The following is a 12817-nucleotide window of genomic DNA, read 5'->3' as shown; positions in this document are numbered from 1 at the left end:
CCGTCACCCGGCGACTCCTGTTCTGTCCGCCCGCCTCAGAGCGCGTCCGGACCGCGCTCGCCGGTCCGCACCCGTACGGCCGTGTCGACCGGGATCGACCAGACCTTGCCGTCGCCGATCTTGCCGGTGCGGGCCGCCTTGACGACCACGTCGATCAGCTGCTCGGCGTCGTCGTCCTCGACCAGCACCTCGATGCGGATCTTGGGCACCAGGTCGACGGTGTACTCGGCACCGCGGTAGACCTCGGTGTGGCCGCGCTGGCGGCCGTAGCCGCTGGCCTCGGTGACCGTCAGGCCGTGTACTCCGAAGGCCTGCAGGGCCTCCTTGATCTCGTCGAGCCGGTGCGGCTTCACGACGGCGGTGATGAGCTTCATGCGTCCACCTTCTTGCTCTCGGCCGGGGCGACGGGGGCGGTGGCGGCGGTGCGGGCCGCGCCGCCGCCGGCGCCGCTGAAGTCGTATGCGGTCTCGGCGTGCTCGGCCTGGTCGATGCCGGCCACCTCGTCGTCCTCGGAGACTCGCATACCGATGGTCCTGTCGAGGAGGAAGGCCAGGACCGCGGAGGCGACCAGGGAGTAGGCGAGGACACCGAAGACACCGGCGCACTGCTTCCAGAACTGGTCCAGGCCGCCGCCGTAGAAGAGGCCCGCGACGTCGGACTGGCCCTTGCCGGTGGCGAAGAAGCCGATGAGCAGGGAGCCGAGGATGCCGCCGACGAGGTGGACGCCGATGACGTCGAGGGAGTCGTCGTAGCCGAACTTGTACTTCAGGCCGACGGCCATGGCGCACAGCACACCGGCGATGACGCCGACGGCGATCGCGCCGAGCGGGGAGACCGCGCCGCCGGCCGGGGTGATGGCGACCAGACCGGCGACCGCGCCGGAGGCGGCGCCCAGCGTGGTGAACGCGCCGTGGCGGATCTTCTCGTAGGCGAGCCAGCCGAGGACCGCGGCGGCGGTGGCGACCTGGGTGTTGACGAACATCAGCGCGCCGACGCCGTCGTCGTTGCCGAGCCAGGAACCGGCGTTGAAGCCGAACCAGCCGAACCACAGCAGACCGGCGCCGAGCATGACCAGCGGGAGGCTGTGCGGGCGCATCGGGTCCTTCTTGAAGCCGATCCGCTTGCCGATGACCAGGATCACGCCGAGGGCGGCGGCACCCGCGTTGATGTGGACCGCCGTACCACCCGCGAAGTCGATGACGCCCAGCTCGAAGGCCCAGCCGCCGGCGCCCCATACCCAGTGCGCGACCGGGAAGTAGACGATCGTGGCCCACAGGGTGATGAACAGCGCCCACGCGGTGAACTTCACGCGGTCCGCGAGCGCGCCGCTGATCAGGGCGGGCGTCAGGACGGCGAACATCAGCTGGAAGACCAGGAAGACGAAGACCGGGATGGTGTAGCCGTCCCACAGCTCGGTCAGGCCGATGTTGCTCAGGCCGACCCAGTCGGAGTTCCAGCCGATGATGCCGCCGGAGTCGGTGCCGAACGCCATGGAGAAGCCGTACAGCACCCACAGGATGGTGACGATCCCCAGGCTGATGAAGCTCATCATCAGCATGTTCAGGGTGCTCTTGACGCGGACCATGCCTCCGTAGAAGAAGGCCAGGCCCGGGGTCATGAGCATCACCAGGGCGGAACAGATGAGCATGAACCCTGTGTTGGCGGCAGACAGCGTGGGCGCGTCTGCGGCCAGGGTGATGGCTGGTGCCATCGGCGTCTCCTCGTCGTTGGTACGGCCCCGTGCGGGCGAAGCCTCGAGCGGATTGAGGGGTGGGCCGGTTGTGCGCCATGAGATTCGCGCAGCGCCGTTTCGGTGGGAGCCCCTCGTTGTTTCGCCGCCGTGACGAAGGCACCCGGCGTGTTACGGATCGATGAACTGCCGGATCCGGAGCGCGTCGATCGTTATCGTGACGCAACCTTCGGTGTACGGCGGTGAGCCGTGGCCGGGGAGACGCGAAACCGGCCGCGGTCGGCCTCCGAATGACCTGGCAGGGGGGAGCCGAGTCGGGCAGTTCGGGAGGGCCGGCCGCGGCCGGGGCCTGGCGGTGCCTCGGGTGTCAGACCGCTTCGGCGGTCTCGGGCAGCTCGATCGCGAGCCGCTCGGTGAGCTGGACGACTTCGGCGAGGTCCCCGAAGTCGCGTACGGCCGTGTCGACCGTCTTTCGGATACGCGTGTTGAGGCGCTCGGAACGGACCTTCTTGGCCGCCGTGATGGCCTCGGTGGCGAGAACCGTGCTCTGCTCGGGCTCGCGCTGGAGCAGATGGACCGTGGCCAGGCCGATGAGGTTGAGGGCGTAGGACCGCTGGTGCTCGCCGCCTTCCTGGCCGAACAGCTCCACGGCCCGCTTCATCAGCGGCTCGGCGAGGGAGGCGTAGGTGGGACTGCGGCCGGCGACGTAGGCGAGGTCGCGGTAGGAGTGGGAGTTCTCCGCGTACAGCTCGGCCTCGGAGAAGAAGCGGATCCAGCCGGGGTCCGGCTCGTCCCACTCGTCGGCCTCGGCGAAGGTGTCCTCGGCCATGCGGACCGCCCGCTTGCACCGGCCGGGCTGGCCCATGTTGGCGTAGGCGCGGGCCTCCATCGCATACAGCATCGACTGGGTGCGCGGGCTCGCGCAGTCCCGGCTGCCGTACTGCGCGAGGTGGATGAGCTCCAGGGCGTCCTCGGGCCGGCCGAGGTGGATCATCTGGCGGCTCATGCTGGACAGGACGTAGGAGCCGAGCGGCCGGTCACCGGCCTCCTTGGCGGCGTGCAGCGCGAGCACGAAGTACTTCTGCGCGGTGGGCTGGAGCCCGACGTCGTACGACATCCAGCCGGCCAGTTCGGCGAGTTCGGCGGCGACCTTGAACAGCCGCCGGGCGATGGCCTCGGGCTGGGGTTCCTGGAGCAGGTCGGTCACCTCGTGCAGCTGCCCGACGACCGCCTTGCGGCGCAGGCCGCCGCCGCACTGGGCGTCCCACTGCCGGAACATCACGGTGGTGGTCTCCAGCAGGTCCAGCTCCGGCCTGGACAGCCGGCCCCGGGCACGCGCGGAGGAGGAACCCGGGTCCGGATCGGGCCGGGACTGCGGGGCGGACGGGGTGGGGACGAGCCAGCGCTGCATGGGTTCGATGAGGGACGGGCCCGCGGAGAGGGCCAGCGAGCTCCCGAGGAAGCCGCGCCGCGCCAGCATCAGGTCGCTGCGCGAGAACTCGCTGAGCAGGGCCACGGTCTGCGGGCCCGTCCAGGGCAGGTCGACGCCGGTCGCCGAAGGTGCCGGGCGGGTGGTGCGCAGGCCCAGGTCCTCGACGGAGACGACGACACCGAAGCGTTCGGAGAACAGCTCGGACAGGATTCTGGGGATCGGCTCGCGCGGGTTCTCGCCGTCCAGCCAGCGACGCACCCGGGAGGTGTCGGTGGAGATGTGGTTGGCGCCCAACTGGCGTGCTCTGCGGTTGACCTGACGGGCGAGCTCGCCCTTGGACCAGCCGCTGCGGACGAACCACGAGGCGAGCAGCTCGTTCGGACGTTTCTCCGCGCTCGCCGCGTTCGTCCCGCCACCGCCGTTGCCGCTCACTGGAACGCCCCCATCCCTGAAGACCACTTGCCGCCGAGTGCGCCAAGCCCTATCAGAATGCCGGTCGTCGAGGCCGCCCGTCCGGCGGTTGTCACCCTTCGAACGGACACCCGAGTTGCCCCCGGCATACCCACGTGTGCAAGTGCCCCAAGAAGCCGTGCACACAAAGTAACCCTACGATCACCCGTCTCACCACGGCGGAATCGCAATCGCCACCATTCGCCACCCCTTCGAATGAACTCACCGTCGCCGAGTCACGATTCACTTGACACAGGACAGCCAAGAGTGGACGCAGCGATGCCCACAGGGGCGCGCAACGCCGGACGCACCACCTTGGACACCCCGAAGCGCCGATTGAGCGAAGCGGCACAGGGAAGTCGAAAACAGAGAGTCACGGCATGCGTCCGTTACGTAACCACCGGTACGCCGGACCCGTTGGAGGGGGCATGGGCTTCACGATCGGTATCAGCCGGGGCATCCGCGACATCCGGTCCGGCTCGCGCCGCCGCCGCTCGTCGGACGGCACCGCCGTGGCGGAGTACACGGGGCTGTGGGGCTGGGACGTGGTGCCGGGTGTCCGGGCCGCCGCGGGCACCTGCTCCTGCGGCCGCGCCGACTGCGAGGCGCCGGGCGCGCATCCGCTGGACCTCGCGCCGGTGATCCGCGCCGGGGCACCGCTGGACGAGGTGACCGGGATCTGGTCGGAGTTCCCCGGGGCCTCGGTGATGCTGCCCGTCGGGCGGGCGTTCGATGTGCTCGAAGTCGCCGAACCGGCCGGGCGCCACGCCCTGGCCCGCCTGGAGCGGATGGGCCTGCCGGTCGGCCCGGTCGCCGCCACCCCGGACGGCCGCGCCCAGTTCTTCGTCGCCCCCGGCGCCGCCGCCGGCCTGCCCGAGCTGCTCTACCGGATGGGCTGGGACGATCCGGGCGCCCTGGATCTGAGGGGCCTCGGCCCCGGTACGCACATCACCGCCCCGCCGTCCGACCGGGGCGGTCTCGGCCCGGTGCGCTGGCTGCGTTTCCCCGCCCTGGACTCGGCGTCCCGGCCGCCCGAGGCCCGGCTGCTGCTGGGCACGCTGGCGTATGTGGCCCACCGTTCGGGGGCATAGCCCGCAGCTCCCTCAGATCCCGCAGTTCCGCGCCTCGGACACGGCGAAGCGCCCGTCCCCCGACCGACTCGGGGGCGGGCGCTTCTTCGCGTCTGCCGGATCCTTCCGGGGCGCCGGACGTCACTCCCCGATGAGGGCGTCCACGAACGCCTCCGGCTCGAAGGGTGCCAGGTCGTCGGCGCCCTCGCCGAGCCCGATCAGCTTGACCGGCACGCCCAGCTCCCGCTGCACGGCGATCACGATGCCGCCCTTGGCGGTGCCGTCCAGCTTGGTGAGCACGATGCCGGTGATGTCGACGACCTCGGCGAAGACCCGGGCCTGGACGAGACCGTTCTGGCCGGTGGTGGCGTCGAGCACGAGCAGCACCTCGTCCAGCGGGGCCTGCTTCTCCACGACCCGCTTGACCTTGCCGAGCTCGTCCATGAGGCCGGTCTTGGTGTGCAGCCGGCCGGCGGTGTCGATGAGCACGGCGTCGGCGGCGATCTCCTTCCCCTCCTTGACCGCGTCGAACGCGACGGAGGCCGGGTCACCGGCCTCGGGACCGCGCACCGTGTGGGCGCCGACCCGCTCGCCCCAGGTCTGCAGCTGGTCGGCGGCGGCGGCACGGAAGGTGTCGGCGGCGCCGAGGACGACGGTGTTGCCGTCGGCCACCAGGACCCGGGCGAGCTTGCCGGTGGTGGTGGTCTTGCCGGTGCCGTTGACGCCGACGACCATCACGATGCCGGGGCCGCCGGCGGCGTTCTCGGTGTGCACGGTGCGGTCCATCGTGGGATCGACCAGCGTGACCAGCTCCTCGCGGAGCAGTCCGCGCAGCTCCGCGGGGGTGCGGGTGCCGAGCACCTTCACGCGCTCGCGCAGCCGCTCGACCAGTTCCTGGGTGGGCTGCACGCCGACGTCGGCGGTGAGGAGGGTGTCCTCGATCTCCTCCCAGGTGTCCTCGTCGAGGTGCTCGCGGGACAGCAGGGTGAGCAGGCCCTGGCCCAGGGCGTTCTGCGATCGGGAGAGACGGGCGCGCAGCCGGACCAGACGGCCGGCGGTGGGCTCCGGGATCTCGATCACGGGAGCCTCGGCGGCGGACGGCTCCTCGATGACGACGGGACCGGCGCCCGTCGGAAGATCAACCTCCTCTATGGTGCGCCGCGGTTCCTCCCGCGGCGTCTCGGCCTCGTCGCCGACATGCGGCTCGGCCGGAGGGGCGGTGATGTCGGGCGCGGCGGGCGGCGGCGGGGGCAGCGACTTCTTGCGCCGGCTGCCGACGATGAGCCCGCCGAGCGCGCCGAGCACGACCACGGCGATGACTACAGCAAGGATGACGATGTCCATAACGCGTCCAGTATCGGCCATGGGCTCCCCGGTGGCCCCGATGCCGGCCCGTGCCGCACGGTCCGTGCCGCACGGCGCGGTCGCCCCCGCCGACCTGACGCACCGTCGGCCGGTGTCGGCCGTACAGCCGCCCGGTCACCGCGGGCGCGCCGGACGGCGGACCCGGGACATGCGCGCCGCCGCCCCTGACCGCGGGAGGGCGGGCTCGGGGACCGGCCGCCGTCCACCGCCGCCGGGCCTGGCGGGCAGCCCCGGGCGGCCGGCCCGGGGAAACACACCCCCGACCGGCCAGCCGCGCGAGCCCGGACTCGCCCGTCCGGGATTGCGCGCCGCCACCCTTCCGGCTTCGGGCCCCGACGAGGGACTGACGCACCAGCAGCAGAAAGTCACGCAACTACTAACGATCAACTACTGGCGCAGGACCTAACCCATCTCCTCCAGTGCCTTGCCCTTCGTCTCCTTCACGAACTTCAGGACGAACGGGATGGAGAGCGCGGCGAAGGCCGTGTAGATCACGTAGGTGACCGACAGGTTCCAGTCGGCCAGCGAGGGGAAGCTCGCGGTGATGGCCCAGTTGGCGACCCACTGCGCGGCGGCGGCGACACCCAGCGCGGCGGCGCGGATCCGGTTGGGGAACATCTCGCCGAGCATGACCCAGACGACCACACCCCACGACAGGGCGAAGAAGAGGACGAAGATGTGGGCGGCGACCAGGGCCACCCAGCCCTGGGTGGCGGGCAGCTTGCCGTCGACGAGGTCGAAGGAGAAGGCCCAGGCCTCCAGGGCGAGGCCGATCACCATGCCGACCGAACCGATGATCGCGAGCGGCCTGCGGCCGATGCGGTCGACGAAGATCATCGCGATGACGGTGCCGACGATGTTGATGATCGACGTGGTGAAGGAGTAGAGGAACGAGTCCGTCGGGTCGACGCCGACCGACTGCCACAGCGTCGAGGAGTAGTAGAACGCGACGTTGATGCCGACGAACTGCTGGAACACCGACAGGCCGATACCGATCCAGACGATCGGCTTGAAGAAGAAGCTGCCGCCGAGCAGGTCCTTGAAGCTGGACTTCTCCTCGCGGTGCATCGCCGACTCGATCTCGGTGACACGCGCGTCGAGGTCGATGCCCTTGCCCTCGACCTCTTCGAGGATCTTCCGGGCGCGCTCGTGCTTGCCGACGGAGATCAGGTAGCGCGGGGACTCGGGGATGGCGAAGGAGAGCAGGCCGTAGAGGACGGCGGGGACGACCATGACGCCGAGCATCAGCTGCCAGGCCTCCAGGCCCAGGAGCTCACCGCGCTGGTCGCCGTCGGCGGCGTTCAGGATGCCCCAGTTGACCAGCTGGGACACGGCGATGCCGACCACGATCGCGGCCTGCTGGAAGGAGCCGAGCCGGCCGCGGTAGGCGGGCGGGGCGACCTCGGCGATGTAGGCCGGGCCGATGACGGAGGCCATGCCGATGGCGAAGCCGCCGACGATCCGCCAGAAGGCGAGGTCGTACAGCGCGAAGGGCAGCGCGGAGCCGACGGCGCTGATGGTGAACAGGACCGCGGCGATCTGCATGCACCGGATGCGGCCGATGCGGTCGGCTATGCGCCCGGCGGTCGCGGCGCCGATGGCACAGCCGATCAGGGCGACGGCGATGACCTGCGCGAGCGCGGCGGAGCCGATGTCGTAGCGGCCTCGGATGGCCTCGACGGCACCGTTGATCACGGAGCTGTCGTAGCCGAAGAGGAAACCGCCCATGGCGGCCGCCGCCGCGATGAAGATGACATGCCCGAGATGTTCGGGGTGAGCCGTCCTGGCTCCTGACTTTTGTGCCTGCGCGGTGCTGGTCACGTGTACTCCTCGGGCCACCGGCAACATCGCCGGATGGGGGTCAGCCCTTCGAGGTCCAGCTGAAGGTACCTGAAGGTGAACACAACGTTTCAGAGACTATGCCTTCAACTATTGAAGTCAATAGAGGTCCTGCTGTGAGTTAGAAGACGCACCTGAAGAGAAGGTGTTCAGAACTTGAAGGCTTTGTGTCGCTCTACCGCAGACGCTGGCTGATGACCTTGGACACACCGTCGCCCTGCATGGAGACGCCGTACAGCGCGTCGGCGACCTCCATGGTGCGCTTCTGGTGCGTGATCACGATCAGCTGCGAGGCCTCCTGCAGCTCCTGCATGATCCGGATCAGCCGCTGGAGGTTGGTGTCGTCGAGGGCGGCCTCGACCTCGTCCATGACGTAGAACGGGCTGGGCCGCGCCTTGAAGATCGACACGAGCATCGCCACGGCGGTCAGCGACCGCTCGCCGCCCGAGAGCAGCGACAGCCGCTTGACCTTCTTGCCGGGCGGACGCGCCTCGACGTCCACTCCCGTGGTGAGCATGTTGTCGGGGTCCGTCAGCACCAGGCGCCCCTCACCGCCGGGGAACAGCCGGGAGAAGACGCCCTCGAACTCGCGGGCGGTGTCCCGGTAGGCCTCGGTGAAGACCTGTTCGACGCGTTCGTCGACCTCCTTGACGACCTGGAGCAGATCCGCGCGGGTCTTCTTCAGGTCCTCCAGCTGCTCGCTGAGGAACTGGTGGCGTTCCTCCAGCGCCGCGAACTCCTCCAGGGCGAGCGGGTTCACCTTGCCGAGCTGCTGGTAGGCGCGCTCGGCGGCCTTCAGGCGCTTCTCCTGCTCGGCCCGCACGAAGGGGCGGGGCCTGTTGCGCGGGTGCTCCGGGTCCTCCGGCAGCTGTTCGCCCTCGGCGGGGGGCGAGGGCGGCACGAGCTGGTGCGGGCCGTACTCCGACACCAGCCCGGCCGGTTCGACACCCAGTTCCTCCAGCGCCCTGGTCTCCAGCTGCTCCATCCGCAGCCGTTTCTCGGCGCCGAGTACCTCGCCCCGGTGAACTGAATCCGTCAACTTGTCGAGTTCCGCCTTGAGATCGCGCCCCTCGGTGCGGGCACGGGCGAGTTCCTGCTCGCGGCGGGCCTTGGCCGCCTCGGCGGCAGCGCGTTCCTCGTCGGCGCGGGCCAAGGAGACCTCGACGTGCGCGAGCAACTGCCGGGCGCCGGAGGCGACGGCACCGGCGACGGCCGCCTCGTGCCGCAGCCGGGCCCGGCGCTGCTCGGCACGCGCGCGTGCCTCGCGTTCCGCGCGGGCCGCCCGGTCCAGTGAGTCGGCCCGTCCGGCGAGCCCCTTGACCCGCTCCTCGTGCGTACGGACCTGAAGGCGGGCCTCCATCTCCGTCTGGCGGGCGTTGGCCCCGTCGGCGGCGAGCCGGTCGCGCACGGAGGTGTCGGGCTCCTCCTCGAACGGCGTCTCCTCCGCGACCGCGAGCCGTTCGGCGAGTTCCTCGACCTCGGTGAGCGCCTTGTCGAGGGCCTCCTGCGCCCGGGCCGCCGCGGCACCGGCCCGCTCGGCCTCGCCGGCGGCGCCGCGCGCCTGCCCGGCGAGCCGGCCGAGCTGCTGGGCGACGGACGACTTCTCCCGGTCGGCGGCCCGGCGCCGCTCCCCCAGCTCCTCGACGAGCGCCGCGCACTCCTGGCGGCGTCCGGCCGCCGCGGTCTGTGCCCCGGCCAGCTCCTCGCACCGCACGGCCAGCTCGTCCAGCTCGGCGGCGGCCTCGTCCACGGACGCCTGCACTTCCAGCAGGCTGGGGGCGCCTGCCGAACCGCCCGTCGCGAAGTGGGCGCCGAGCAGATCTCCTTCCGCGGTGACGGCGGTGAGGTCGGGGTGGGCGCGGACGAGTTCCTCGGCGTCCTCCAGGGTGCCGACGACGACGGTCCCGCCCAGCAGCCGTCGTACGGCCGGCATGAGTTCCGCGGGTCCACTCACGAGGCGCTCGGCGGGCAGGGCGGCCGCGGGTTCGTCGGGGCCGGTCGTGCGGTTCCCCGCGGCCCTCGGGGCGGTTGTCCCGTCGTCCGTGCCGGGTCCCGGCGACCGCGGCGCCCCCGACACGAGCAGGGTGGCCCGGCCCGCGTCCTGCTTGCGCAGCAGCCGGATCGCATCGGCCGCGGCGGACGGTGAGGTGACCGCGAGGGCGTCCGCCGCCGCGCCGAGCGCGGCCGCGAGCGGCACCTCGTAGCCGGCCGTCACCGTCAGCAGTTCCGCGGCCGGGCCCAGCAACCCCGTGAGGCGGTCCTTCGCGCCCAGCAGGGCCCCGGTGCCGTCCTTGCGGCGCAGGCCGAGCGCCAGCGCCTCATGGCGGGCCTGGGTCGCGGCCCGCTTTCGTTCCGCGGCGGTGGCCGCCTCGCGGGCGGCGGTGAGGGCGGCCTCGGCCTCGCCGAGCCGCTGCTTGGCCGTCTCGTGCCGCTCGGCGAGTTCGGCGTCCCCGGCGTCGAGGCCGTCGACCTCGGTCCGCAGTGCCTCGTACTCCTCCTGGGCGGCGACGGCCCGCTCCTGGGCCTCGTCGCGGGCGTCGGCCAGACGCTCGATCTCGGCCTGCGCGGCGGCGGCACGCGAACGGGCCGCGCCGACCTGTCCCCTGAGCCGGGCCAGTCCCTCGCGCCGGTCGGCGATGGCCCGCGCGGCGTCCTTCAGGCGCCGTTCCTCCTGGGCGAGTTCGCGTTCCAGCTCCGCGCGGTGGGCGACCGTGTCCTCCAGGGCGCGCTCGGCCGCCTCCAGGGCGGCCTCCAGTTCGGCCTCCTGCTCGCGGATACGGGCGGCCTCGCGCTCCATGTCCTCGGGGTCACGGCCGCGCCGCTCCTCGGGGGGCGCGGAGGTCGCGCTCTTCACGCGCGCGTCGGCCAGCGAGATGGTGCCGCGCACCCGCTCGGCGAGCTGGGACAGCTCGTACCAGGTCTGCTGGGCCTTCCGCAGCCGCGGGGTGAGCCGGCGTACCTCGTCCTCCAGGAGTGCCTCGCGCTGGAGGGCCTTCTTCAGCTCGGTCTCGGCCGCCTCCTTGCGTTCCTTGAGGGCGGCCTCGTCGGCGATCTCGGCCCGGAGCGCCTCGCGCAGCCGCACGAGGTCGTCGGCGAGCAGGCGCAGCCGGGCGTCGCGCAGGTCGGCCTGGATGACGGCGGCCCTGCGGGCGACCGCGGCCTGGCGGCCGAGGGGCTTGAGCTGTCGCCGGAGCTCGTCCGTCAGGTCCTGCACGCGTGCGAGGTTGGCCTGCATCGCGTCCAGCTTGCGCAGCGCCTTCTCCTTGCGCTTGCGGTGCTTGAGGACGCCGGCGGCCTCCTCGATGAAGGCGCGGCGGCCCATGGGGTCGGCGTGCAGGACGGAGTCGAGCCGGCCCTGGCCGACGATGACGTGCATCTCGCGGCCGATGCCGGAGTCGGAGAGCAGTTCCTGGATGTCGAGGAGTCGGCAGGTGTCGCCGTTGATCTGGTATTCGCTGCCGCCGTTGCGGAACATGATCCGCGTGATGGTGACCTCGGAGTACTCGATGGGCAGGGCGCCGTCGGAGTTGTCGATGGTCAGCGACACCTCGGCACGGCCCAGCGGCGGGCGGCCGGTGGTGCCGGCGAAGATGACGTCCTCCATCTTGCCGCCGCGCAGCGACTTGGCGCCCTGCTCGCCCATGACCCAGCTGAGCGCGTCCACGACATTGGACTTGCCCGAGCCGTTCGGGCCGACGACGCACGTGATGCCCGGCTCGAACCGGAGCGTGGTCGCCGAGGCGAACGACTTGAAGCCGCGGAGGGTCAGGGCCTTGAGGTGCACGCCGCCGGACTCTACCCGCCGGGAAAGTGCCACTCCATGAACGCACGGTTTCGCGGGTGAACGCGCAGGGCACACCAGACGTTGAAGAAGGTGAAAGGATGCGCGGGACAGGGAGGGGTACGGGGCAGCGGGGGCGAGGACGCGGAGGAGAAAGAAAGAAGGGACGCCGTGGGGCGTCCCTTGCACTTCTGACTGCTTGGCGGTTGTGACGGGCGGCCCGACCACTGCTGTGCTGTTCGTGGAGCGGTGCAGTGATCAGGTGAGCGCAGGCTCCGCCTGGTGTGCGTCAACGCTCTCCATGATCCTGTCGTGAGAAGCGGCAGCCGTCAGCGCGTCGTTTTCCGCCTGGATCCTGCCGAGCTCGGATTCCAGGTCCTGTACGCGCTGCTGGAGCCGTCGCATCTCGGCGAGGAGTCGCGGGTCGGAGCCGCCGACGTAACCGAGAAGCGCCTTTGCCATGATGGATGGTCCTCCACAATGAGTGACCGACCGATGCGGTGCGGGTCGTGAGGGATTTCGCACCCGCGATGCTTGGCAGGCCTGCAGTTGTGTTGCCGTTCAGCCATGCCAAACAGCTAAGGTGCGCGGGGCTTTCAGCGTCTCACCAAAAAGTTTGAGGGTCAACACGATCACGCCCCGTATCGGCGGACAACCGGGCGCGCACGGCCGGGAAACGGCGGCGCCGCGACACTTGCGGGTCCTCGGGGCGTGGCGATCATCTTGGCGGCTGGAGCCGCCCACGGCAAGCGGTTGTCGGCAATCACCAGGACGTTTTCGTCGAAGAGGGCCCGTCGCACTGATCCCGCCCCCTGGCGCGGGCCCGCCGCGGGAGGCGTGATCAGCGGACGGCGAAGCCGTCGTAGCCGCCGCGCGGTGTGTCCCAGATCTCGGTGACTCCGTCCACGCGCCCGGGCGTGTCGCCGGCCTGGAGCCACCCGAGCAGCCCCTCGCAGCGTTCGCGGGAGCCCTCGGCGACCACCTGGACCCGGCCGTCGCCCAGATTGAGAGCAAAACCACTCAGGCCGCCGATCTCCAGCGCCTTGGCCCGCGTGAACCAGCGGAAACCCACACCTTGGACGCGCCCTCGCACCCAGGCGACCAGTCGCACTTCCTCACTCATGGCTGCAACCTAACCGGACAATGTCACTCGGGGCACTCGCCCCCCTGGCGCCATGCGGTACCGTCCC

The 12817-nt window shown here is 71.1% G+C and carries 9 protein-coding genes; 1 reads left to right on the top strand and 8 read right to left on the bottom strand.

All coding sequences use genetic code 11. The annotated features are described in order from the left end of the window. Nucleotides 1-35 precede the first annotated feature (35 nt). The 3 genes from IE178_RS18750 to nsdA all read right to left on the bottom strand — a co-directional run bounded on the left by IE178_RS18750 (nt 36) and on the right by nsdA (nt 3554). Nucleotides 36-374: a P-II family nitrogen regulator gene (locus tag IE178_RS18750; RefSeq protein ID WP_003993253.1), complete on the bottom strand. Its 339-nt coding sequence runs from the start codon at nt 372-374 to the stop codon at nt 36-38. Further along, nucleotides 371-1711, bottom strand: a complete 1341-nt coding sequence (locus IE178_RS18745; RefSeq protein WP_193513104.1) for an ammonium transporter — start codon at nt 1709-1711, stop codon at nt 371-373. The genes IE178_RS18750 and IE178_RS18745 overlap by 4 nt, the downstream gene beginning before the upstream one ends. A 346-nt stretch (nt 1712-2057) precedes the next feature. Next, nucleotides 2058-3554 carry a transcriptional repressor NsdA gene (nsdA, locus tag IE178_RS18740; RefSeq protein ID WP_184764136.1) on the bottom strand — a complete coding sequence of 499 codons (1497 nt, stop codon included), beginning with the start codon at nt 3552-3554 and terminating at the stop codon, nt 2058-2060. 446 nt (nt 3555-4000) lie between these two features. On the opposite strand from nsdA, the gene IE178_RS18735 reads away from it, so the two are divergent. Continuing rightward, nucleotides 4001-4663, top strand: coding sequence for a bifunctional DNA primase/polymerase (locus IE178_RS18735; protein ID WP_193513103.1), 663 nt, complete (start codon nt 4001-4003; stop codon nt 4661-4663). A gap of 120 nt (nt 4664-4783) precedes the next feature. On the opposite strand, the gene ftsY is transcribed toward IE178_RS18735, so the two are convergent. From ftsY to IE178_RS18710, 5 genes are all read right to left on the bottom strand, one after another. Beyond that, nucleotides 4784-5986 carry a signal recognition particle-docking protein FtsY gene (gene ftsY, locus IE178_RS18730; RefSeq protein ID WP_184764239.1) on the bottom strand — a complete coding sequence of 401 codons (1203 nt, stop codon included), beginning with the start codon at nt 5984-5986 and terminating at the stop codon, nt 4784-4786. Between the two features lie 423 nt (nt 5987-6409). After that, complete coding sequence (locus IE178_RS18725) at nt 6410-7828, bottom strand: sugar porter family MFS transporter (protein ID WP_193513102.1); 1419 nt, start codon at nt 7826-7828, stop codon at nt 6410-6412. Between the two features lie 193 nt (nt 7829-8021). After that, nucleotides 8022-11630 carry a chromosome segregation protein SMC gene (gene smc, locus IE178_RS18720; RefSeq protein ID WP_193513101.1) on the bottom strand — a complete coding sequence of 1203 codons (3609 nt, stop codon included), beginning with the start codon at nt 11628-11630 and terminating at the stop codon, nt 8022-8024. A gap of 255 nt (nt 11631-11885) precedes the next feature. Then, nucleotides 11886-12089, bottom strand: coding sequence for a hypothetical protein (locus IE178_RS18715; RefSeq protein ID WP_184764132.1), 204 nt, complete (start codon nt 12087-12089; stop codon nt 11886-11888). 379 nt (nt 12090-12468) lie between these two features. Further along, a complete protein-coding gene (locus IE178_RS18710) occupies nt 12469-12750 on the bottom strand; it encodes an acylphosphatase (RefSeq protein WP_184764131.1) in 282 nt (93 codons plus the stop codon). Nucleotides 12751-12817: the final 67 nt, after the last annotated feature.

The organism is Streptomyces griseoloalbus (assembly GCA_014650015.1).
GTDB lineage: Bacteria > Actinomycetota > Actinomycetes > Streptomycetales > Streptomycetaceae > Streptomyces > Streptomyces griseoloalbus.
The sequence above is the reverse complement of the archived record's forward strand: the minus strand, read 5'-3'. Positions and strand labels throughout refer to the sequence as shown.